This is a genomic window from Anaerococcoides asporogena (assembly GCF_029590275.1).
Lineage (GTDB): Bacteria > Bacillota > Clostridia > Clostridiales > Clostridiaceae > JG1575.
The window spans coordinates 1,591,102-1,612,819 of the sequence record NZ_CP120965.1; the positions used below are offsets into that span (position 1 = coordinate 1,591,102).

A 21,718-nucleotide genomic window follows, 5' to 3' on the forward strand; every position below is an offset into this window, starting at 1 on the left:
AATATGAAATAAAATGTTCCGGCTACGATAAAGGAATCAGAACTGACAATACAGACGGGCACCCCTGTGGTGCCCGTTTTGTGACATAAATGTCAGGCAAAACTGTGGCAGCCACGGGAAACGGCCTGTTTTGGCGTTTTTTTTAATTTTCCTTTAAGGGTACATCCTGTAAATTAGACACAGGAACAATCCTCATTCGAATGCAGAGCAAAAAATACAACCCCGATGAAGCGGGTGACATTGAAGGAGCAACGAACATGAAACAAGGCAAACTGAAACACAAATGGCTGCTGGGCCTTCTGGCAGTGGTTCTGGCAGGAGCCGGATTCTTCTACTGGAATCAGCAGGCGGCGATCGCCCGGGATAAGATTACCTACCGGACTTATACCTTGAGCGAGCGGGAACCCCTGATGCTCAAAGGGACAGCGGAAGTAACCGAATCCACCTCCGTGTTCATCGACCCATCCAAAGGGGAAGTGAAGGACCTCCTCGTGACCTCCGGACAGCGGGTGAAAGCCGGTGATCCATTGTTCTCCTATGATAACGAAATGGCTCAGAACAGCCTGGAAGACGCCCAGCGGGCAGTGGACAAGGCCGAGGACGCACTGAAGACAGCCAAAGCTGATCTGGCCGAGGCCAAAGATGATCAGGCTGCTGATAAATCCAGCCTGATCAAAGCGGAGGCCAATCTGGACAAAGCCAAGAGCCGGCTGAGAAACGCCCAGAAGGATCTGGAAGAAGCTCAGGCCGATCGGGACAAGGATCGGATCGAAGATCTCAATGATACGATCTACGAGCAGAACGAAAAAGTTCAGGAATACTCCCAGGATGTTTCTCGGCTGACCGCCAAGAAGGATTCGTGGCCCGGCCAGATCACCGCCCTGGAGAAATCGGTCAAGCAGACAGAGACTGCACTGGATGATGCAAAAATCATGCTGGATCGGGCCGAGTCCAACCAGACCAACAGCGAAACCGCACCCTTTGACGGAGTGGTTCTGGTCCATGAAGAGAACAAGACCAATCCTCAGGGATCCTTAGTGGACATTTTGTCGGAACAGACGAAAATCAATGCCATGGTGACCGAATATGACTACTTCCGGCTGGCGCTGAACCAGGACGTCTTTGTTCACGTAATTGCTACGGATGAGCGGATCCCGGGCAAGATTGTGGAACTCAACCCGATCCCGGAAAACCTGAAGCTGAGCGGGGCGGTGGACAGCAGCGTCAACTACGCCTTCGGCGTGATTCCGGAGCGCAGAATCCAGCCCGGATACTCCGTGGAAGTGGAAGTGGCCCTCAATGAGATCGTCGTCCCCACCAGTGCCATTGTGAAGGACAAGGATCAGTCATTCCTCTGGGTGGTAACCGAGGGCAAAGTCGCCCGAAAGCCCGTCAAGCTGGAGCAGCGGGGCAACTACTGGGTTCTGAGCGAAGGCCTTGCAAAAAACAGCGTGATCGTAGTGGATCCCAACGCAGACCTGACGGAAGGCTTGCAGATACAGGTCGAAGCAAAATGATCAAGCTGAATAATATCAATAAATACTACACCATGGGCGAGGAAACCCTTCATGTGCTGAAGGATTTCTCTCTGGAGATCGGCTCCGGAGAGTTCGTCGCCATCATGGGACCCTCCGGGTCCGGAAAATCAACGCTGATCAACCTGCTGGGCTTCATCGATTCCAAATATTCCGGGGAGTATCTGTATGAGGGAGAGGTCCTGGATATCCGCAACGACAATCGGCTCTCCCAGGTTCGCAACGAGATGGTAGGCTTCGTGTTTCAGAACTTTTCGCTGATTGAGACGGATACAGTCCTGGAAAACGTTGAACTGCCGCTGCTCTACAAGGGACTGTCCAAGCGTCAGGCCCGGCCCATCGTCATGGAGTACCTGGAAAAAGTCGGCATTGCCGAGAAATGGGACAAGCTGCCCAAACAGCTGTCCGGCGGCCAGCAGCAGCGCGTGGCCATTGCCCGGGCGCTGATCAACCAGCCCAAGTTCATCATTGCGGATGAGCCCACCGGCGCCCTAGATTTCCATACCTCCACTGAAATCATGAATCTGTTCCGCGATGTCAATCAGAAGGAACAGGTCACGATTATCCTGGTCACTCATGATGACAATATGGCTCATTACGCCAATCGCATCATTCGCATTTTTGACGGACGCATTGTCTCCGAGGAGGAACACCAACATGAGATTCATTGAGATTCTGCAATCCTCCGTGAAGGCACTGGTGAAGAACAAGCGGCGGACCATCCTGACCATGCTGGGCATCATCATCGGCATCGCTTCGGTCATCACCATCATCGCCTTAGGCAAGGGCTTCCAGAATTCTGTTGTTCAGAACCTGACCCAGTCCGAATCCAGCGATGTGGTCATCAATATTCTCTTCCAGCCCAGAACCCGGGATCTGTCCAATTCCTCCCGCTCGTTTTACGACATGGCGGACCTGGAAATGGCCCGTGCCATTGAAGGCGTGGAGAAGGCCGAGATCGGAGAACTGGAGCGAGGCTTCACCTCGATCAATGCCACGACCAATAAGAATGAACTCAAAGACAAGAGCATCGCGCTGATGCTGAATACAGATGCCCCAAAAGAGACGATCCTGACCGGCCGGACCCTGAACCAGGCCGATGTGGACGCCACATCCCGGGTGGTGCTGATTTCCAAAGCGACGGGTCAGGATCTGTTCGGGGATGTGGAATCCTATCTGGGCCGCAGCGTGGAGATTCAGGGGATCCTGCACCGCATCGTCGGGGTCTATGAAGGACAGCCCAGAACTGCGGTGAATCTGAATGCCAACCGGTTTGACATCTACATGCCAAAAACCACTTATGAGCAGTATTATGCCCCGAAGAACTCCGGCAACAATCTGATGCTGACCATCCGGGAAGGCTATGTGCCCAAGGATGTGGCGGATCAGGTTATGGAAGCGCTGGAAGTGCGCGGCTCCATGAAATCAGAAGGCACCTACATGGTCTTCGATATGGCGCTCATGATGGAAGGCATCGGCAACATCCTCACCATGATTACTTACTTCATCTCCGCCATCGCCGGAATCTCCCTGCTCATCGCGGGAGTCGGCGTCATGAACATGATGTATATTTCCGTATCCGAACGAACCAAGGAAATCGGAATCCGACGCGCGCTGGGTGCGACCAAATCCTCCGTCCGCAACCAGTTCCTCCTGGAAGGCCTGACCATCACCCTGATCGGGGGAGCCATGGGCCTGCTGGTCGGAATTCTGATCTCGCGCATTGCCTCCCAGTTCCTGCCCTTTACTGCTGTGGTCGATACCTTCTCGGTCCTGCTCACAGTAATCATCTCCAGTTCCATCGGCCTCTTCTTCTCGGTTATGCCGGCCAACTCGGCCGCTCAGAAGGATCTGATCGATATTCTGAGATAATCAAGTAGTGATCAGCGTCAGGAAACAGGTTTTACAATGTATAAGAACGCTCCGTTGCTGGATATTCCAACAATGGAGCGTTCTTTGCATATCGGTCGCCTGACCATGGGATGATCCATCTGAAAACTGATCCAGTGGATACTCATTCTTGCCGATATTCATTCCAGAGTATCCTGATTTATGAAGGAGTCGGTCAATGATTCAATTGATCGATCAGGCGAGAGAACTCAGTCTGGGGCAGATACTGGTGTGATCTCATCCAGGGATCCCATCAGGGACATCACTTATTCTTGGCGGCGATCATGCCGGCTACGCGGCCGAAGGTCAGGGACATCTGGATGGAGGTGCCGCTGGCGGGATATTCCAGGTTATAGAAGCTGCCGTTGGCGACTTCACCGGCGGCATAGAGTCCCGGGATGGGTTTGCCGTCGGCTGTCAGAACCTGGCAGTCCAGATTGGTCCGAATGCCGGACATGGTGCCGAGAATTGTCGGTTCGACTTTCAGGGCATAAAAAGCTGGTTTGTCGATGGGTTTCATGTCCTTGACGACCTTGCCGAATTCTTTGTCTTCGCCGGAGGCCAGCATCTTGTTATAGGCTTCCACCGTGGTTTTCAGGCCGGCGGGATCGATGCCGGCAGCTTTCGCCAGATCTTCGAGGGTGTCAGCCTTGAAGGCGGAGCCTTTTTCAACGGCCTTGTCCAGCGTTTCGACATAGGTATTGCCGTCAAAGATCAGATAACTGATCTGATCGGGCTGCTGGATCAGGGCTTCATAGAAAATCGGGTAGTCAATGGTTTCGTTGACGAAGCGCTTGCCGTCTTTATTCACATACAGATAGGGCATCCACATCAGCAGGCAGATTTCCGTCACGTAGGCCGGTTCGCCAATCACTCGACGGAATCCGATGACGCTGCCGTTGCCGATGACGTCGGCTCCTGCTTTCTTAGCCATGGTCAGGCCATCGCCGGTGTTGCCGGCACTGGCAAAGCTGAAGTCCCCTTCGGCCCGGCTGGCGTATTCTTTGATCAGGGCTGGATTGTGATCGAATCCGCCGGTGGTGAGCACCACGGCCTTGGCGTTAAACTGCAATTCCTGGCCCGTCTTGGTTTTTGCCTTGACTCCGGTAATTTTTCCATCCGTCTGAATCAGATCCGTCGCCGGAGTTTCCAGGAAGAATTCCACGCCGCTGGATTTTGCTTTGGCTTCCAGTGGCTGGATAATGCCGGCTCCGCGATTGGGGGTGGATACTGCGCGGGCAACGGGACTGGTGCCGGTGGGATAGGGCTCTCCCAGCTGGATCCCCTGATCGACCAGCCAGTCGATGGTACCGCCGGAATTTTCGGCAACAAACTGCAGGAATTCCTTGTCGTTCTTACCCTGGGCGCGTTCACTCCAATAGTCCACCAGATCATCGACGGAGTCTTTGACGCCGGCTTTCTGATGAATCTTGGAGCCTGTGCCGTAGACGATGCCACCGGACAGGATCGTGCTGCCGCCTGTCATACTCTGCTTCTCCAGCAGAGCTACGGAGGCACCGGCGGCTTTGGCTTCAATGGCGGCAGCCAGTCCGGCTGCTCCGGCTCCAACTACTACGACGTCAAAGGTCTTGATTTGTGCAGAGGTAGCGGGCGGCTGCGTGGCCAGCGGCTGCGTGGCAGGCGCTGTGGTGGCCGGAGGCTGAGTAGCGGGAGTGGTGGTGGATGCCTGGGTTGATCCGGCAGTAGTGGTCGGTGTGGTCGGTGTGCATCCGGCCAGCAGGCCGCTGATCAGCAGCAGACTAATCAGCAGTGAAGAGATTCTTCTTGGTGGTCTCATTGATATTTCTCCCCTTTCACTAGTTTACAGATTGAATTCATCAAGTACAGCTGTTGGGTCGAAGGGAGTTCCAGATGGGCCGGAGTGAGGGTTATGAACGGTCAGTGCCGGCAATGGGTCCAAGGCAGTCAGTACGGCAGAAGAAACGATACAGGATGGCCAATGAGCGACCCGGACAAAGGTGAATAAACATTCAGACAAGTTTTCAGAGTGAGAACGGATCTGCCTGGCTCGTCTGAAAAAAGTGTTCAGGCCACGGGGATAGAATGTGCATAAATTAACTATAGTCGCATACTTATAATTAAATTATAACGCTCCGGAAATCGTATACAATCATTTTTTAGGGGAGCTTTCAGCCCTTGAGCCATTGATTAATCAAAGAAAAATTGCGGGCGAGCGCACATGGCGCAACGGGGTGCAACTATTCAACGACTGGTTGTGTTAAAATGTATATTGGTAATATATGGATATCAAAAGAAAGAAGGAGGTGGCAGCCCATGGCGGAAAAGGAACGAAAGCGTCCGGCGGTAAAGCGGCCGGCTAAGAAGCGAACCGTGACCAGGCGCGCCACAAAGGCCAGTCAGCCAACCAGCCGGTTTTTTGAAGGGTATGGCAATGAAATTACAGGCGTGATCCTGATCGGTTTTGGCCTGTTGCTCACCGCGGGGATCTTTACGGATCAGACCGGACGGGTGGGGGAGTTCCTGAAGGATCTGGCCATTGCCACATTTGGCAGTTTAGGGTATTTATTTCCGGTGCTGTTTCTGGCCCTCGGATTTGCCTTTATTTTACGAAAACGAGAATTTTTGATGAACCGGCGCACCCTGGGGATCATCCTGGCTGTGCTGTCGCTTCTGATTGCTCTGTCAGTGGGGCATATGTATCTGCTGGATTCCCACAGCCTGAGCGACGCTCTGCAGGAAATCTCAGGGCTGCGCGGCAAGACCCACGGCGGAGTATTCGGCTATTTGCTGGGCTATCCTCTGGTCAAGCTGTTCGGGGAAGTAGGAGCCTACATTTTTTCCGTACTGGGAATCATTCTGGGCGGCGTCCTGATCTTCAACACCACCCTGTACGACTCGCTTCGGAAAGGGCACGAAGTTTCCTCTCAGGTTTCCACGAAGATTTCAAGCTTCCGGGAGAAGAACAACGAACTGAAGGCGCTGGAAGTCAAACCGGCGGAAGGGGTCCGGTCGGTACGTCCGGAGGAATCCATTCCCTCCGCCCGGCGCTTTAAAAATCAGATTCAGGCAAAACCGCAGTCTGGGCCGGTCGAACGGCCGGCAGCGGAAGAAGTTCAGGGCAAGCTGTCCCTGCCGGCGTTCCTGAACGGACAGCCCCGGTCAGCCCATCGGCTGGAGGGCACCAAAGTGTCCAGAAGCCGGTTCAACATCGAAGTGCAGCCTAGAGCGGCTTCTCCCAGCAAAAAAACCACCGTTGCAGCGGGGACACCCCCTGCCGGCGCGGCCGCTGTCCAGAATCCGATTACGGTGCCGTACCTGGAGAGCTGGAATAAGGTCCGCGATGAGAAGAATCCGCGGCCGGACTCAACCGATCCCAAGGGAACGCCGATTGGTGGTGAATCGGAGGAAGCCTTCGAGCGGGTGTTCGGCAACGGCCCGACAGCCTCTTCGGATTCGGCTGGCGATGGATTTGAGGCGAGTGCCAAACCGGGAACATCAGCCAACGCTGATGCTGACCCAGCAGCAGAAGATGGTGCAGGGACTGAACCGCAGGCGGATCCTCTGACGGAACAGGAATTCTCCGATTACCGCAGAAAAAAGCTGTCGGCGACGGACAAGCCAAAGTCCGACAAGGGCCGGCAGATTGCCATGGAAGAACCTAAGAGCGCGGCCCGACCGGTCTACAAGTATCCGGGCGTCGCGCTGCTGAAGGAGAACATGCGGGGCATGATGGACGAAGAAGATCATCATGAAATCCTGGAAAATGCCCGCAAGCTGCAGGATACTCTGGCGACGTTCGGCGTGGACGCCCGGGTGATTGATGTCAGCAAGGGGCCGTCGGTCACGCGCTATGAAATGCAGCTTAAGGCCGGCATCAAGGTCAGCAAAGTGACCAATCTGTCGGACGACATCGCGCTGGGGCTGGCTGCTACGGGCGTGCGCATCGAAGCACCGATCCCGGGCAAGGCGGCAGTAGGCATTGAGATTCCGAACAAGGAAACTGTGCCGGTGTTCCTGCGGGAGGTCATCGATTCTGAAAAGTTCACCCGCAGTACGCAGAAACTGGCCATGGGGCTGGGCAAGGATATTTCCGGGGACATCATCATCGGAGACATTGCCAAATTCCCCCATGTGCTCATCGCCGGAGCCACCGGCTCGGGCAAATCGGTCTGCATCAATGCGCTGATTGTTTCGCTGCTGTATAAATACACCCCGGAGGAGGTCCGCCTGATCATGGTGGATCCCAAGATGGTGGAGCTGTCCGTGTACAACGGCATCCCGCATCTTTTGATCCCGGTGGTGACGGATCCAAAAAAAGCGGCCGGCGCCCTGAACTGGGCGGTCAATGAAATGACCCGGCGCTATGACCTGTTCAATACACATTCCGTCCGCAACATTGAAGGGTATAATGATCTGAAGGCCAAGGGCAAAATCGAGGAGAAGCTGCCCTACATCGTCATTATTGTCGATGAGCTGGCGGACCTGATGATGGTTGCCGCCGGCGAAGTGGAAAGCTACATCGCCCGACTGGCGCAGATGGCCCGGGCAGCGGGCATGCACCTGGTCATCGCGACGCAGCGGCCGTCGGTGGATGTCATCACCGGCGTGATCAAGGCCAACATTCCGTCGCGCATTTCCTTTGCGGTATCCTCCTATGTGGACTCCAAGACGATCCTGGATCAGGGCGGCGCGGAAAAGCTTCTGGGCAAGGGCGACATGCTCTACTCGCCCATGGGCGCCCATAAACCCAAGCGGGTGCAGGGAGCCTTTATCAGTGAAGAAGAAGTGGAGGCCATCGTGGCCCATATCAAGGTCGTGGAGTCGGAAGTCCGCTATGATGAATCGATTATCGAGCACATTGAAAAGGGCGGTTCCGGCACAAATGGAGCGGATGAGGAATCGGATGATCTGTTCGAGGAAGCCGTGCGTATCGTCATGGAATACAATCAGGCATCGACATCGTTCCTGCAGCGGCGCATGCGGATCGGCTACAACCGGGCCGCCCGGATCATGGATGATCTGGAGCAGCGCGGCGTTATCTCCGGCCCGGACGGAGCCAAGCCCCGCCGGGTGCTTTGGACTTCGGACGACATGCTGTAAATGAACTGCTGCCAGGCAGCGGTGTGTAACATAAGACAACCTAAGTGAAAATTATTCAAAGAAAGCGGGGCATCAGCCATCCTATGATCCGAACAGACTTTTCAATCAGTCAGAAAAACGAGAAAGAATTTACGCCCGGCCAGGGCTACAAGCTGGCACTGGTCAGCCTGGGCTGCGACAAGAACCGGGTGGACTCTGAAATTATGCTGGGTTCGCTGGGGCAGAAATATCAGATGACCGAGGAACCCATGGAAGCCGACATCATCATTGTCAATACCTGCGGCTTCATCGACGCGGCCAAGGAAGAATCCATCAATACCATTCTGGAAATGGCGCGGTTCAAAACCGAAGGCAGCTGCAAGCTGCTGATGGCCACAGGCTGTCTGACGCAGCGCTACGGCGAGGAGCTTCTGGGCGAAATGCCGGAACTGGACGTCATCCTGGGTGTCAACAGCTACGGCAAACTCGATGAATACGTGGAACGATTCATTGTGGACCGGCAGCGCATTATTGACACAGCCTGGTCGGACGTGGGCGTCAATGACGGCCGGCGTCTGCTGACCACCAATTTCGGCTCGACGGCGTATGTCCGGATCGGCGAAGGCTGCGACAACAACTGCACCTACTGCATCATTCCCAAGATCCGCGGCTCTTACCGCTCGCGCAGCCGGGAGGACATCCTCCGGGAAGTGGAGACACTGGCGAAGGCGGGGGTCCGGGAGATTATCGTCATCGCTCAGGACATCACGATGTACGGACGGGATACCGAAGGCCGCCAGACACTCCATGAACTGCTTCAGGCCATGGACCGGGTGGAGGGAATTCACTGGATTCGCCTGATGTACATGTATCCGGAAGGCATCTATGAGGAGCTGCTCCAGACCATCGCCGGATCCCCCCGGATCCTGAACTATTTCGATATGCCGATTCAGCAGATTTCTGATACCGTCCTGCGGCGCATGGGCCGGCGGACCAGCCGGGCGGCCATTGAAGGCATCATCGGGCGCATCCGTGAGCTGATGAGCGATGCGGTGATCCGGACTTCCCTGATTACCGGATTCCCCGGGGAAACCGAAGAGGAGTTCGAGGAGATGAAAGCGTGGCTGGCTCAGATGCAGCTGGAAAAAGTCGGTGTGTTCCCCTATTCCAAGGAAGAGGGCACCCCGGCCTGGCACATGAAGGGCCAGCTGAAGGATTCTGTCAAGAAAAAGCGGCGGGGCGAGCTGATGCTGGTTCAGCAGCAAGTATCCCTGGCCAAGAATCAGGCGAAGATCGGCCGGACCTATGAGGTTCTGGTTGAAGGCCGGAACGAAGACGGCTTTACCGGGCGCTGCTTTGAAATGGCCCCTGAAATTGACGGAGAAGTGCTGATTCGCTCCGACAAGGAACTGATCGCCGGAACCTTTGTGAATGTCCGCATTACCGATGCCCTGGAGTATGATTTGATAGGAGAGATTGATCATGAATCTGGCAAATAAGCTGACACTGTTCCGGATCGTGCTGATCCCCGTGTTCATCCTGTTCATGTCCTTTGAATTCATCCCGCACTGGGCCATGCTGTCCCTCATCGTCTTCACAGTGGCATCTATTACCGATCACCTGGACGGCCGCATTGCCCGCAAGCACAATCTCATCACCAACTTCGGCATTTTCATGGATCCCTTTGCCGACAAGCTCCTGGTTACATCTGCCATCATTATGCTGGTAGCCCGGGAACTGGTTCCGGCCTGGATCGCCATTGTCATCATCGCCCGCGAGTTCGCCGTCTCCGGCCTGCGCACCATCGCCGCCAATGAGGGCAACGTCATCTCAGCCTCCAACCTGGGCAAGCTCAAGACGACCCTGCAGATGGTTGCGGTGATCATGATGCTCCTCAAGCTCATCATCCACACCGACGCCTGGTTTTTACCAGTCAAAAACTGGCTGGAAGCCAATGCTCAGATCCTGTGGCTACTGCCTGATGTGGTGATGTATGCCGCCGCTTTCATGACCATCTACTCCGGGGTTGACTACTTTATGAAGGGCTGGTCCAGCATCGATCCCAGCAAGTAATACAGCTGCACCTGGTGACTCATGAGACGGAAGATCCAAGAGACGGATGATCCAAGAATGAGATAATCCATGGTGCAAATAATCCACCGCCAAAAAAGAGTCCATCAAACCAATGAACCAAGTATTCCAATATCCAGCAAGCGAATGACTCGTTACCCGAATGACTCGTTACCCGAATGTCTCGTTACCCGAATGACCCTTTATGCGAATGACCCGTTACGGGAATGACCCAGCATGCAGATGATCCAGCCATCACCTGAGAGTTGGGTCATTTTTGTACCAAGGCGTCCGCCACCATCCAGACAGGTGATCAAATGAGAAAATGATGCATCATGCCGGGAGCATTTGAAAAGGGGTGGTCCCGGTATAATGTTCCATGATAAAGAAGTTTCATGTCTTTGATGAATATTTTATAAAATAATATTTAAATGTCTTGGATTTCGGGCCAATGAAAATGAAAGCTGATAGACTTTTGATAGACAGAAAATTTTTCATTGGGAGGAAGAAGAAATGACCTGGATTTATTGGATCATCTTTGGAGCCTTGGTTGGGTGGATCGCAGGAAAGATCACGAAGACCAGCCGCAGCATGTCAACGTTCCAGAGTGTCATCATCGGTATTGTAGGTTCCGCTGTCGGCGGCTTTATCGGTGATTTTCTCGGAGTGGGCACGGTAGACGGCTTCAATCTGGGAAGTATTGTTCTTGGTGTTATAGGTGCGATTATTGTGCTATGGCTGGTCAATCGCGGAACTAAGCGACGCTGAAGCCGCCCGCAATCATAGGTACTCAATCCAACAGCGCGAAGCTTGAAACCTTGGGTTTCAAGCTTCGCGCTTTGTGTGTCGTGGTATAATTTAGTCAAACGGGCACCGGCCACAGGTGCCGCATGGAGGTGGATCCTTTGCTGCGTACGATCCTGTTCTTTGCTGAACTGGCGTTTTCTCTGATTGGTTTGACTCCGAAGCTGAAAACCGCCAGGGATCTTCGGAAAACCAATCCCCGGGCTTCGTTTCTTTATGCTTCAAAAGTAGCCCACCGCTGGGTTCAGCCCAAGCTGAAGCTCATCGGCGCTGACTTCTATGTCCTGGGGAAGGAGAACATTCCACCGGAGCCGACGCCTTGCGTATTCATTGGAAACCATCAAAGCGAGTTTGACTTTGCCATGATGCTAGGTCTGATTGATAAGCCGCTGGGGTTTGTTGCCAAGAAAGAGCTGCTGCGTTATCCTTTTTTGCGGGACTGGATGAAGATGGCCAACTGCACCTTCATTGACCGGTCCACACCCAGGCGGGCCATGGAAGCCATTCTGGAAGGCATTGAAAATGTCCGTCAGGGTTACACCATGGTGATCTATCCGGAAGGCACGACCAGTTCCGGCGGGGATATGCTGCCGTTCAAGCCGGGCGCGTTCAAGCTGGCGACAAAGCCAGAGGCGATCATTGTTCCGGTAGTGATCGAAGGATCGCATCAGCTGTTCGACTTATCGCGGCCGAAACGGCCCCGAGTCTGGATGTCTTTTCTTCCGGTCGTGGAGACCAAGGGCCTTACCAAGGAAGAAATGGCTCAAGTGCCGGTACGGGTTGAAACGATGATCAAGAATGAACAGGAGCGGCTGAAAGAGCTGGAGACCACAAAGGATTTTCAAAAGTACCAGGACTATCGCCAGGAAATCGTCTAAGAGGGAATTTCTGAGATAGTAAAGTAAATGAGACCGAAATAATCTTTCAGAGATTGATACAATTTAATGATTGCATAAGTGATTCCGGTGGTCTTAAAGGCTAATTTTCCGCTCAGCTAGATGTATTTGGTCGAAACCCCATTGACACTTTTCTTGGTACTCAGGTCGCCGGAGTTGTACTTGAAACTTAAGCTGGTGCCGGTTTTGGCTGCTTCTACACCTTCAATTTATTTTTTAGATTGCTTTTAGTACATCCCAAATAACAGCATTTAACAAACGGTAGAAAATAAAAATTAATAGTGATATTGAACAGATAATAAATAAAATGAAGGAGGGGTAATAAGGGGTTAATTTAAGATGCTTTACGACCAGATGGAGATATCATTGTACATCTTGAAGTTAAATACCTTAAAAAAAATTTATTGAAAATATAAATAAAAGGAGTTTGCTATGAAAAAACTAAACCACATAAGTGTATTTCTAATGGTCCTAATTTTTATTTCAACTTTTATAAATCCAACCCAGGTTTCTGCTGAAGTTCAGAATGACTTTGAAAATACATCCGTTAATTTTCTTAAAACTTATTTCTTAACCAGAGATAATGTCGATGCCAATTATATTTCTCCCAAGTATGAGAACGTTAACATCGAAAATTATATAAACAATCGTATTGACATTGAAAGCTCTGTTAAAAAAGCAGCTCATATCATCAAATTTGATTATAAAATTACCGCTACTTTGATAAATAAGGAGAATCGCGATTCTCTTGATTATCTTACTTATGGAGTTAGACGTGATTTCACTTATGAAGGTATTGATAGTCCTACCGTAGTTTCCGATGAAGTTGTGGTGATTGGCAGTAAAAATATAATCGTCGATGTACTATTTCCAAATGATCCTATAGAAAAAGAGTTAAGGGGTACTTCGGAAAAGATAAACTTATCAAAAAGTCAAAGACTCGATTCATTAGACGTGGATTCGATCAATTTTCGAGCAAAGGAGTATAAAGAAAGACTTCTCAAATCCATTGAAGCGGCTCAAGTGGTTGAAAAAGATGTATATGGGATTGAAGGCAGCACTTCGTTGGATCCCATAAGTTCCTCCAAAAGTCTAACTTGGGCGAAAGCTAATTATAACAAGTATTCCCCCCTAAGTAGAGGGTTATGAATAATTGCTACTTTTCAGGAAGCAATTGCATAAACCTCGAAAGATATGTAGAAATTGAAGACTTGGTTTTTGTCAAAAAAAGAAGCAAGATGCTTCCTCAGGTTGCGGAAGGAATTCATCACAACAAAACTAACACAGATCATCACCTCAGTGGCTTGCTGTGTTCTCTCCATAATTCTGTCTAGACCATACTTCCGTTTGCTTTCTCCGATTTTGGCTTCCACCATATTGCGATCGCCAGCCTCCTGGACCTCTGCTGCTCGCTGCTGCTGGCGCACCTGAGGATCCTTTGGGGGTCTGCCAAGTGCCGGACCGTTCATTCGGATATTCTTGCTTTTGCAGAATGCCAGGTTGGCTTTGTTTCGATATATCTTATCTGCCAGGATCCTTTCAGGATATGATCCTGTTCTTTCTTTGTAACGCTCAGCACTCTCTTGCAAGGTCAGGGCTTCATTGAAGTTTTCAAACGAAAAATACTCCATTCGCACATACCCATCCACCGTTGAGAGGGCAATTTTCGAACCAAACTCGGTGTTGACGGATGCCTTGCCCCGCTTGATAGGCCTTACCCAGGGCTGGGACACACTGACAATTCGACGTTCGATCCGGTTAATTTTTAACTTCCACATCTCAAACTGCTGATCATGAATCAAAGACAGTGTCTTGAGTGCATCCATCGTCTTTGGGCTGATGGGTTTGTTCATGGCTGGTGAGTCAAAGTATCCCAGGCAGCGTTTCAGCAATCTCAAGAGAATACCCTGTTTTTCTCGGAACTGGGCTGGAGTATTTTTTTTCGATTTGGAGATGCTCAAATAAGCCTGTCTGGCATGATTCAACAATGACTTCTGAGTTTTGGTAATGGGTTTTCCTCGTGTTATTTCTAGATGACGCATGGCTGAACAGACCGCCTCATACAGGAGGCGGATATCCGTCGGGAAGTGGATGTCTTGTGGAACACAGGTAGCATCCAGGATCAACGTACCGCTGTTTGTCTGTACCAAGTCATTGACCGAAGAAGTGCTCGACTCAGAGTCTTTGGGATCGCTTTCCCCGAATGGCCGCCGCTCGAATCATCATCACTATCATCATTGGACGATGGTTTCTTTAAGGGATTCTGAGCAATAATAGCTTCATTGATTTGGCAAATTTCTGCAGCTGTAAAGCGTTGCCTGAAGTAAGACATCAAGCTGGTATCAAAGGGCAATTCACTTGAGAATTCTTCGAATCCAAGGAAAAACTGAAGATATGGATTTTCACGAACCAGCTCAATCAAATCCGCATCAGAGACATTCAAGGCTTGTTTGAGAAAAAGAGCGCCAAAGGCCAGTCTGGATGAGTATGCCCGGTTGCCACGAGGCCCATTGAACTTAGTGGCATAGATTTCTTCGATGAGATCCCAGGGCATTTGATGGGATAATTTCACCCATCGATTGGAGGGATCAATGCTGACCCCATGGAAACCACTTGGGTATTCAAACACCGAAATTTGACGATTTCTCTTCTTAAAACCCATAAAAATCTCCTGAATACGAGCAAAAATGCTGAAATTTAATGAAAACTTATAACTTTATTATACCAGAAACCAGTTAAAAGTGGCTTGAACACTATGTTCCGGACCCATTCAGCAGTCTCTAAGTAGTTCATCTATTGTACCATATTATGATTTTAGTAAAATTTCAGGAAGTTATGATTGCACAAACTTTGTATTACATGCATTATTAGCAGGTGGGGCTAATCTTTTTAATAATGGAAATCCATCAACAGGATGGTGGTATGCTTCGCTGAATAGCAGAAGCTATTCTTGGCCGTCGGTCAACTATTTATTTTCATTTCTAACTACAACCCATTCCAAAGGTCCAGTTGCTTCCTCAGTACAATATAAAATCTTTGATGAAAGGTATGAATATCCTTTTTCATTGGGAGATATAGTTCAATTTGGTAATACTAGTGCCTGGGGGCACAGTACAATTATAATGGGTTTTTATGTTTATAATCCGGCTTCCCCCTATCGATATGGAACTTTGGTAATAGGACGCACATCACCAACTCAATATAACTTTAATTTTAAGGTGGAAGACTCCAACTATGATAATAAACGAGTACTAGTGGTTGAAGGTACCTATTAATATGACTCGAAATGCACGAATTAATTTTTTAACGATAATACTATTGTTTACTCTATCAATAGCCGGTGCTTGTAGTAAAGAGCCTGAATTTGATCCAGAATCGTTAAGCTATGCAGATGAACTAGCCCTTCCGGATGGCTTTGATAATTTAAGCCTCGAAGAAGGCGCAAAAAAACTCTTTAGAACCGATCTAGAAATGAAAGATGGACAAAAGTCCGGCCTGGTTCAATTTAAGGTTTATAATAAAGGGGACAAAATTTCACCTGGGATCATCTATATTTCGAAAGAAGACTACAATAAAGCCAAGGTTCCTCTAGCCTCCAATATAAATTATGATGGTCAGGGAATCTATCTGATAAAGCAAAACGACGAATGGAAAGTGCTGAAATTACCGATTATACACTATAATGAAAGCTCTTCTTCACCTAAAGACAAAGCCATCATAAACGTGGATGGCACTATTGCTATGATGCCCTTTACATTCCAGGGAATAATAATTTTTATTCCAGTTAAGTAGAGGGTTATGAATAATTGCTACTTTTCAGGAAGCAATTGCATAAACCTCGAAAGATATGTAGAAATTGAAGACTTGGTTTTTGTCAAAAAAAGAAGCAAGCTGCTTCCTCAGGTTGCGGAAGGAATTCATCACAACAAAACTAACACAGATCATCACCTCAGTGGCTTGCTGTGTTCTCTCCATAATTCTGTCTAGACCATACTTCCGTTTGCTTTCTCCGATTTTGGCTTCCACCATATTGCGATCGCCAACCTCCTGGACCTCTGCTGCTCGCTGCTGCTGGCGCACCTGAGGATCCTTTGGGGGTCTGCCAAGTGCCGGACCGTTCATTCGAATATTCTTGCTTTTGCAGAATGCCAGGTTGGCTTTGTTTCGATATATCTTATCTGCCAGGATCCTTTCAGCATATGATCCTGTTCTTTCTTTGTAACGCTCAGCACTCTCTTGCAAGGTCAGGGCTTCATTGAAGTTTTCAAACGAAAAGTACTCCATTCGCACATACCCCTCTACCGTTGAGAGGGCAATTTTCGAACCAAACTCGGTGTTGACGGATGACTTGCCCTGCTTGATAGGCCTTACCCAGGGCTGGGACACACTGACAATTCGACGTTCGATCCGGTTAATTTTTAACTTCCACATCTCAAACTGCTGATCATGAATCAAAGACAGTGTCTTGAGTGCATCGATCGTCTTTGGGCTGATGGGTTTGTTCATGGCTGGTGAGTCAAAGTATCCCAGGCAGCGTTTCAGCAATTTCAAGAGAATACCCTGTTTTTCTCGGAACTGGGCTGGAGTATTTTTTTCGATTTGGAGATGCTCAAATAAGCCTGTCTGGCACGATTCAACAATGACTTCTGAGTTTTGGTAATGGGTTTTCCTCGTGTTATTTCTAGATGACGCATGGCTGACAGACCGCCTCATACAGGAGGCGGATATCCGTCGGGAAGTGGATGTCTTGTGGAACACAGGTAGCATCCAGGATCAACGTACCGCTGCTTGTCTGTACCAAGTCATTGACCGAAGAAGTGCTTAACTCAGAGCCTTGGGGATCGCTTTCCCCCGAATGGCCGCTGCTCGAATTATCATCACTATCATCATTGGACGATGGTTTCTTTAAGGGATTCTGAGCAATAATGGCTTCATTGATTTGGCAAATTTCTGCGGCTGTAAAGCGTTGCCTGAAGTAAGACATCAAGCTGGTATCAAAGGGCAATTCACTTGAGAATTCTTCGAATCCAAGGAAAAACTGAAGATAGGGATTTTCACGAACCAGCTCAATCAAATCCGCATCAGAGACATTCAAGGCTTGTTTGAGAAAAAGAGCGCCAAAGGCCAGTCTGGATGAGTATGCCCGGTTGCCACGAGGCCCATTGAACTTAGTGGCATAGATTTCTTCGATGAGATCCCAGGGCATTTGATGGGATAATTTCACCCATCGATTGCAGTCATTCACCATGGATTGGGCTTACTCCGAGACCAAGCCCCGCAGGCGGAGTGGTCAAAGGGATCCGACGGATCTACGTTCACTATTACTTTAATGACCAGCACGCCACGGATGACAAGATTCGGATGAACAAGTTATTGGACCAGCTGGAAGAAGAACTTGCATCAGGCAAGCGGGTCCCCGAGCATCAAAAACTCTATGACAAGTACTTTCACACCGTCACGACTCCAGTGCGTGGCACCAAGACCGAAGCGAACCAGGAAGCCATCGATGCGGCCCTGAAGGACTGTGGCTGCTTCGTGTTGATGAGCAATGGCATTAAGGATCCTATGGAGGCGTTGCACGTCTATCAAGCCAAGGACCTCATTGAGAAGGCGTTCGGCGATCTGAAAGAACGCCTCAGCATGCGCTGGGAATCCGTGGCATCAGAGGAGAACCTTGAGGGCAAGCTCTTTGTGCAATTCATCGCGCTGATTTTCATGTCTTACATCAAAAGAGCCATGAATCAAGGCGGCCTGTTTAAAAATCGGACGATGCAGGAACTGCTTGATGAGTTGGATGTCTTTGAGCGTTTCTATCACCCCTCCAGAAAGCCGCAAATAGGAGAGATCACCGAAAAGCAGAAAGCACTCTACGTCGCCATGGCGGTAGAGTGCCCTACATAGGCATAATTTTCCGGGACTTCAGGTTGTAATGACGGGCATAAGTGTTTTCAATATAAGTGGTTTCACCGCGCCGGTTAACCGTAATTTTGCCTGTATTTTCCGGAATCTTTACGAGAAAATCGTAGTACATTTTTGCTCCTTTTTAAGAATGATATCCTACTCAATTAAGTATTGCAAAACCCCGTATTTCCGTAGCCGAAAACGCGGGGAACAGGCTCTATTCGTTGCTTTAAATAGGTTCATTATGGCATCAATTAGTGTTGAGTAGGAGAAATCATGGGAAGTTCACACATGCTGCTGATCCGAGAAGCATGGGTCGGTTTTTGCGATTATTTACTTTGAAAGTTGTTCTGGGCGGAGGGTCTGTAGTTAATGATCCCGTTCGCTCAGAGGGGCGCAGCGAAGAAGTCACTCACTGCGAGCGACCCGGGGCTGTATCATCGGGTCGGTCAGATGGCCCGCTTGTCCGGATCGTAGATGATCAGGGCGGTGGTGCGGCCTTCTTCTTCTTCGCTGATGCGGATGTCAATGAGGCTTTCTTCTTTGATGGAATACTGCTTGAGGGCATCCTGGATGCGTTCCTGGATGGATTTTTCTCCGCGGGAGACGGAGACGAGCTTGGTGCGTTTCATGTTACTTGATCTCCTTGAACAGTTTTTTCAGGGTGATTTTTCGGGCATTGATATAGATGGCGACCAGGGCAGAGGCAAAGATCAGGCCCAGGGCGATGGCCGCGGAATAAATCAGGGTATTGAACAGCTGGGTGGTGGACTCGGTCAGTTCATTGCGAACGGCGGCCAGAACCGCATAGTAGGCATTGGAACCGGGTACCAGGGGGACAAAGCCGGGGATGTAGAATATCGTAGCCGGGCTTTTCATTTTCCGGGCCAGAATCTCTGAATACAGTCCCATGGCCATAGAGCCGAGGAACAGAGCAACGGACACATTGTCCAGGGTGTGGAGTCCCGCTTCATAGACAAACCAGGAAAGGGCACCTCCCAATGCGGCATAGAGGGCTTTTCTGCGCTCAATGTTGAGCAGGACGGCAAAGCTCAGGGCAGCGCCAAAGGCGAACAGGACGGAGACTAAAGCACGCGGCGCCATCTACATCACCCCCACGATCAGAAAGCCCAGGGCAGTGCCAAAGGCAATGCCGGAGGCGGTGACAAAGGCTTCCACAGCCCGGGTCACGCCGGAGAGGTAATCTCCCTGGAAGGTGTCACGAATGGCATTGGTAATGGTAATACCGGGCACCAGAAGCATGATGGTGCCGATGACGATCAGGGATAAAGTCTGAGTCAGTCCCAACGTAACGAACAGACTGCCTAAGAGCACAGCGGTGAGACCGCCGGCGGCGTTTTGCAGGAAGGGGTTGAGTTTCAGGCCCCGGGCCAGCCGGCGCAGGATAAAGACCACAATGCCGGCTGCAAAGGCGCAGGCAGCCTCTGGCACGGTACCGCGGAATATCATGGTAAAAGAGAACGTGGCCGATCCTACCATCAACAGCGTAAGCCACAGAGGGTACTGGGGACGCAGCATGATGGCATTCAAACCGTCCTTGAAGGAGGCGGGGGTCATCTGCTGTTCCTGGATCAGGCGGGACAGGTCATTGACCATGGAGATCTTCTCCAGATCAACATTTATGGCGGTGATGCGGCGCACTACGCTGATGGAGGAACCATCCGAGCGCTTGCCGGAGATCACGATGCCTGTGGGGGTGACAAAGCTCTGGGGCTGTTCGATCCCAAAGGCGGTCAGGATTCGATTGATGGTGTCTTCCACCCGGTAGGTCTCACTGCCGGCTTCCAGAATAATCTGGCCCGCATCGGCGGCGTATTCTATAATTTGCTCATTATTCATAATTCTTATTTCCTTTAATTTCTGAAGAAATTATAACATGGAAGAACGTTGTCAAAACCAGAGTAACTTTGAATTTTCCATTCTGAATCCTGAAATTTTCATTGTTAAGAGTCTGTCTATGTCATTCAGTGTGAAAGTGTATTATAATTAGATTATCTATTAGCATTCACTATAGAACTCAATACACAGGAGGAATTGATCGAAATGGACAGCAAATACCTGAAAAATTCAGATCCCGAGATTTTTAATCTGGTGGAAGAGGAAGAAAGACGGCAAGAGCACAACATCGAACTCATCGCTTCGGAGAACTTTACATCCCGGGCAGTGATGGAAGCGGTGGGAACAGCTCTGACCAACAAATATGCCGAAGGGTATCCCAATAAAAGATATTACGGCGGCTGTGAAGTGGTAGACAAGATTGAAGACCTCGCCAGAGAGCGCATGAAGGAACTGTTTGGAGCGGAGCATGCCAATGTTCAGCCTCATTCCGGATCCCAGGCCAATATGGCAGTCTACATGTCCGTTCTGGAGCCGGGTGACAAGATCCTCGGCATGAACCTGTCCCACGGTGGTCACCTGACCCACGGTTCACCGGTCAATTTCTCCGGAAAGCTCTATAACTTCATCTCCTACGGGGTATCTGAGAAGGATGAAATGATCGACTATGATCAGGTTCGCGAAATCGCACTCAAAGAAAAGCCGAAGATGATCGTTGCCGGCGCTTCCGCTTATCCCAGAAAAATTGATTTCAAGAAATTCCGTGAAATTGCCGATGAAGTCGGAGCTTACCTGTTTGTCGACATGGCCCACATTGCCGGTCTGGTCGCAGCCGGAGTTCACGAAAGCCCGATCCCTTATGCGGACTTCGTTTCCACCACCACTCATAAAACCCTGAGAGGACCCAGAGGCGGAGCGGTTCTGTGCAAGGAACAGTTCGCCAAGGCTCTGGACAAGACGGTATTCCCCGGAATGCAGGGCGGTCCGCTGGAACATGTCATCGCCGGCAAGGCAGTCTGCTTCCTGGAAGCCATGAAGCCTGAATTCAAGGATTACATGCAGCAGGTTGTCAAGAACTGTAAAGTTCTGGGCGATGAGCTGATGGCCAGAGGCTACAAGCTGGTATCCGACGGAACCGACAACCATCTGATCCTGCTGGATCTGACCAACAAGGGACTCACCGGCAAAGCCGCTGAAAACAAGCTGGATGAAGTCGGCATCACCGTTAACAAGAACACCGTGCCAAAGGAAACTCAGTCTCCGTTTGTCACCTCCGGTGTCCGGATCGGTACCGCTGCCATGACCACCAGAGGCTTCAAGGAAGAAGAATTCAAGAAGACCGCTGAACTCATCGACTACGTTCTGACCCATATGGAAGAGGATCTCTCCGATGTCAGACGCCAGGTCGTTGAACTGTGCGATCGGTTCCCCCTGTACAAATAAGTCAATAATCCTCCGAACAGCCTGCTTAGCCGTAGGCTGTTCTTTTATTATCGGGATAGTTCACTCAGCTTATCATTCTGCGAGGAACGGCATGATATACGCAGGATTGACAATTGAACATAAAATTTTCAGGGGCGCTGATGGCTATATTTTCATATCCGGTTAATCCGGGCGTGATAGGGTAGTGGAGAATTGAACCGACGGAGGGTGGCATAACTCAGACATTTTTGAAACGGGCACAGGCGTTATGGCCGGGCAGGC

Annotated in this window: 22 protein-coding genes; 13 read left to right on the plus strand and 9 right to left on the minus strand. The window is 50.4% G+C overall.

Translation table 11 applies throughout. From position 1 onward, the window contains the following. Positions 1 to 257: 257 nt before the first annotated feature. From P6M73_RS07640 to P6M73_RS07650, 3 genes are read left to right on the plus strand one after another with little or no spacing between them, the layout of a single operon-like run. Positions 258 to 1,517, plus strand: coding sequence for an efflux RND transporter periplasmic adaptor subunit (locus tag P6M73_RS07640; RefSeq protein WP_277855515.1), 1,260 nt, complete (start codon positions 258 to 260; stop codon positions 1,515 to 1,517). Continuing rightward, on the plus strand, positions 1,514 to 2,206 hold the full coding sequence (locus P6M73_RS07645) for an ABC transporter ATP-binding protein (RefSeq protein WP_277855516.1): 693 nt from the start codon (positions 1,514 to 1,516) through the stop codon (positions 2,204 to 2,206). Before P6M73_RS07640 ends, P6M73_RS07645 begins: the two co-directional genes overlap by 4 nt. Beyond that, positions 2,193 to 3,407: an ABC transporter permease gene (locus P6M73_RS07650; protein ID WP_277855517.1), complete on the plus strand. Its 1,215-nt coding sequence runs from the start codon at positions 2,193 to 2,195 to the stop codon at positions 3,405 to 3,407. Before P6M73_RS07645 ends, P6M73_RS07650 begins: the two co-directional genes overlap by 14 nt. Positions 3,408 to 3,687: 280 nt before the next feature. Here P6M73_RS07650 and P6M73_RS07655 read toward each other — a convergent pair whose 3' ends face one another. Continuing rightward, complete coding sequence (locus P6M73_RS07655) at positions 3,688 to 5,223, minus strand: FAD-dependent oxidoreductase (protein ID WP_277855518.1); 1,536 nt, start codon at positions 5,221 to 5,223, stop codon at positions 3,688 to 3,690. Between the two features lie 497 nt (positions 5,224 to 5,720). Between P6M73_RS07655 and P6M73_RS07660 the strand changes: the two genes are divergently transcribed. From P6M73_RS07660 to P6M73_RS07685, 6 genes are all read left to right on the plus strand, one after another. Continuing rightward, positions 5,721 to 8,507, plus strand: a complete 2,787-nt coding sequence (locus P6M73_RS07660) for an FtsK/SpoIIIE family DNA translocase (RefSeq protein WP_277855519.1) — start codon at positions 5,721 to 5,723, stop codon at positions 8,505 to 8,507. Between the two features lie 44 nt (positions 8,508 to 8,551). Next, positions 8,552 to 9,985, plus strand: a complete 1,434-nt coding sequence (rimO, locus tag P6M73_RS07665) for a 30S ribosomal protein S12 methylthiotransferase RimO (protein WP_277855520.1) — start codon at positions 8,552 to 8,554, stop codon at positions 9,983 to 9,985. Then, a complete protein-coding gene (pgsA, locus tag P6M73_RS07670; RefSeq protein WP_277855521.1) occupies positions 9,969 to 10,559 on the plus strand; it encodes a CDP-diacylglycerol--glycerol-3-phosphate 3-phosphatidyltransferase in 591 nt (196 codons plus the stop codon). The genes rimO and pgsA overlap by 17 nt, the downstream gene beginning before the upstream one ends. 510 nt (positions 10,560 to 11,069) lie before the next feature. Then, positions 11,070 to 11,324, plus strand: coding sequence for a GlsB/YeaQ/YmgE family stress response membrane protein (locus P6M73_RS07675; protein ID WP_277855522.1), 255 nt, complete (start codon positions 11,070 to 11,072; stop codon positions 11,322 to 11,324). Between the two features lie 137 nt (positions 11,325 to 11,461). After that, positions 11,462 to 12,238: a lysophospholipid acyltransferase family protein gene (locus P6M73_RS07680; RefSeq protein ID WP_277855523.1), complete on the plus strand. Its 777-nt coding sequence runs from the start codon at positions 11,462 to 11,464 to the stop codon at positions 12,236 to 12,238. Between the two features lie 450 nt (positions 12,239 to 12,688). Beyond that, positions 12,689 to 13,405, plus strand: coding sequence for a hypothetical protein (locus tag P6M73_RS07685; RefSeq protein WP_277855524.1), 717 nt, complete (start codon positions 12,689 to 12,691; stop codon positions 13,403 to 13,405). 14 nt (positions 13,406 to 13,419) lie between these two features. Here the strand turns inward: P6M73_RS07685 and P6M73_RS16970 are convergent, their stop codons facing one another. Both P6M73_RS16970 and P6M73_RS07695 read right to left on the minus strand, forming a co-directional pair. Continuing rightward, complete coding sequence (locus P6M73_RS16970) at positions 13,420 to 13,887, minus strand: transposase (RefSeq protein ID WP_489666497.1); 468 nt, start codon at positions 13,885 to 13,887, stop codon at positions 13,420 to 13,422. Positions 13,888 to 14,378: 491 nt separating this feature from the next. Continuing rightward, positions 14,379 to 14,918 carry a transposase gene (locus P6M73_RS07695; protein WP_277854429.1) on the minus strand — a complete coding sequence of 180 codons (540 nt, stop codon included), beginning with the start codon at positions 14,916 to 14,918 and terminating at the stop codon, positions 14,379 to 14,381. A 133-nt stretch (positions 14,919 to 15,051) separates the two neighbouring features. Here P6M73_RS07695 and P6M73_RS16975 point away from each other — a divergent pair, with 133 nt between their 5' ends. Together P6M73_RS16975 and P6M73_RS07700 are read left to right on the plus strand one after the other, a co-directional pair. Beyond that, the gene (locus tag P6M73_RS16975; protein ID WP_489666498.1) at positions 15,052 to 15,531 is read left to right on the plus strand and encodes an amidase domain-containing protein; all 480 of its coding nucleotides are present in this window, start codon (positions 15,052 to 15,054) and stop codon (positions 15,529 to 15,531) included. Continuing rightward, positions 15,515 to 16,048 (plus strand): hypothetical protein, encoded by a 534-nt coding sequence (locus P6M73_RS07700; RefSeq protein WP_277855525.1) that lies wholly within the window; start codon positions 15,515 to 15,517, stop codon positions 16,046 to 16,048. Before P6M73_RS16975 ends, P6M73_RS07700 begins: the two co-directional genes overlap by 17 nt. 24 nt (positions 16,049 to 16,072) lie before the next feature. Here P6M73_RS07700 and P6M73_RS07705 read toward each other — a convergent pair whose 3' ends face one another. Both P6M73_RS07705 and P6M73_RS07710 read right to left on the minus strand, forming a co-directional pair. Then, positions 16,073 to 16,807, minus strand: coding sequence for a transposase (locus tag P6M73_RS07705; protein ID WP_277855526.1), 735 nt, complete (start codon positions 16,805 to 16,807; stop codon positions 16,073 to 16,075). Between the two features lie 130 nt (positions 16,808 to 16,937). After that, entirely contained in the window at positions 16,938 to 17,504 is a 567-nt protein-coding gene (locus tag P6M73_RS07710; RefSeq protein ID WP_277855527.1) for a transposase, read from the minus strand. Between the two features lie 38 nt (positions 17,505 to 17,542). Between P6M73_RS07710 and P6M73_RS07715 the strand changes: the two genes are divergently transcribed. Next, entirely contained in the window at positions 17,543 to 18,157 is a 615-nt protein-coding gene (locus P6M73_RS07715) for an IS1634 family transposase (protein ID WP_277855528.1), read from the plus strand. Here P6M73_RS07715 and P6M73_RS07720 read toward each other — a convergent pair. The 4 genes from P6M73_RS07720 to P6M73_RS07735 form a co-directional block, all read right to left on the minus strand. Then, positions 18,150 to 18,287 carry a hypothetical protein gene (locus tag P6M73_RS07720; RefSeq protein ID WP_277855529.1) on the minus strand — a complete coding sequence of 46 codons (138 nt, stop codon included), beginning with the start codon at positions 18,285 to 18,287 and terminating at the stop codon, positions 18,150 to 18,152. The two genes, P6M73_RS07715 and P6M73_RS07720, sit on opposite strands and share 8 nt — an antisense overlap. A 319-nt stretch (positions 18,288 to 18,606) precedes the next feature. Next, positions 18,607 to 18,789, minus strand: a complete 183-nt coding sequence (locus P6M73_RS07725; RefSeq protein ID WP_277855530.1) for a hypothetical protein — start codon at positions 18,787 to 18,789, stop codon at positions 18,607 to 18,609. 1 nt (position 18,790) lies between these two features. Beyond that, positions 18,791 to 19,261 carry a threonine/serine exporter family protein gene (locus P6M73_RS07730; RefSeq protein ID WP_277855531.1) on the minus strand — a complete coding sequence of 157 codons (471 nt, stop codon included), beginning with the start codon at positions 19,259 to 19,261 and terminating at the stop codon, positions 18,791 to 18,793. Next, a complete protein-coding gene (locus P6M73_RS07735) occupies positions 19,262 to 20,017 on the minus strand; it encodes a threonine/serine exporter family protein (RefSeq protein ID WP_277855532.1) in 756 nt (251 codons plus the stop codon). 204 nt (positions 20,018 to 20,221) lie between these two features. On the opposite strand from P6M73_RS07735, the gene glyA reads away from it, so the two are divergent. Continuing rightward, a complete protein-coding gene (gene glyA, locus P6M73_RS07740) occupies positions 20,222 to 21,457 on the plus strand; it encodes a serine hydroxymethyltransferase (RefSeq protein ID WP_277855533.1) in 1,236 nt (411 codons plus the stop codon). Positions 21,458 to 21,718 lie beyond the last annotated feature (261 nt).

Bases quoted from the DNA above. Each gene is read 5' to 3' on its own strand.
- P6M73_RS07640 (WP_277855515.1), top strand. From the start codon at position 258: ATGAAACAAGGCAAACTGAAACACAAATGGCTGCTGGGCCTTCTGGCA.
- P6M73_RS07655 (WP_277855518.1), bottom strand. From the start codon at position 5,223: ATGAGACCACCAAGAAGAATCTCTTCACTGCTGATTAGTCTGCTGCTG.
- P6M73_RS07725 (WP_277855530.1), bottom strand. From the start codon at position 18,789: ATGAAACGCACCAAGCTCGTCTCCGTCTCCCGCGGAGAAAAATCCATC.
- P6M73_RS07720 (WP_277855529.1), bottom strand. From the start codon at position 18,287: ATGTACTACGATTTTCTCGTAAAGATTCCGGAAAATACAGGCAAAATT.
- P6M73_RS07650 (WP_277855517.1), top strand. From the start codon at position 2,193: ATGAGATTCATTGAGATTCTGCAATCCTCCGTGAAGGCACTGGTGAAG.
- P6M73_RS07695 (WP_277854429.1), bottom strand. From the start codon at position 14,918: ATGGGTTTTAAGAAGAGAAATCGTCAAATTTCGGTGTTTGAATACCCA.
- P6M73_RS07675 (WP_277855522.1), top strand. From the start codon at position 11,070: ATGACCTGGATTTATTGGATCATCTTTGGAGCCTTGGTTGGGTGGATC.
- pgsA (WP_277855521.1), top strand. From the start codon at position 9,969: ATGAATCTGGCAAATAAGCTGACACTGTTCCGGATCGTGCTGATCCCC.
- P6M73_RS16970 (WP_489666497.1), bottom strand. From the start codon at position 13,887: ATGGAGTATTTTTCGTTTGAAAACTTCAATGAAGCCCTGACCTTGCAA.
- P6M73_RS07730 (WP_277855531.1), bottom strand. From the start codon at position 19,261: ATGGCGCCGCGTGCTTTAGTCTCCGTCCTGTTCGCCTTTGGCGCTGCC.
- P6M73_RS07735 (WP_277855532.1), bottom strand. From the start codon at position 20,017: ATGAATAATGAGCAAATTATAGAATACGCCGCCGATGCGGGCCAGATT.
- glyA (WP_277855533.1), top strand. From the start codon at position 20,222: ATGGACAGCAAATACCTGAAAAATTCAGATCCCGAGATTTTTAATCTG.
- P6M73_RS07685 (WP_277855524.1), top strand. From the start codon at position 12,689: ATGAAAAAACTAAACCACATAAGTGTATTTCTAATGGTCCTAATTTTT.
- P6M73_RS07645 (WP_277855516.1), top strand. From the start codon at position 1,514: ATGATCAAGCTGAATAATATCAATAAATACTACACCATGGGCGAGGAA.
- P6M73_RS07710 (WP_277855527.1), bottom strand. From the start codon at position 17,504: ATGGTGAATGACTGCAATCGATGGGTGAAATTATCCCATCAAATGCCC.
- P6M73_RS07660 (WP_277855519.1), top strand. From the start codon at position 5,721: ATGGCGGAAAAGGAACGAAAGCGTCCGGCGGTAAAGCGGCCGGCTAAG.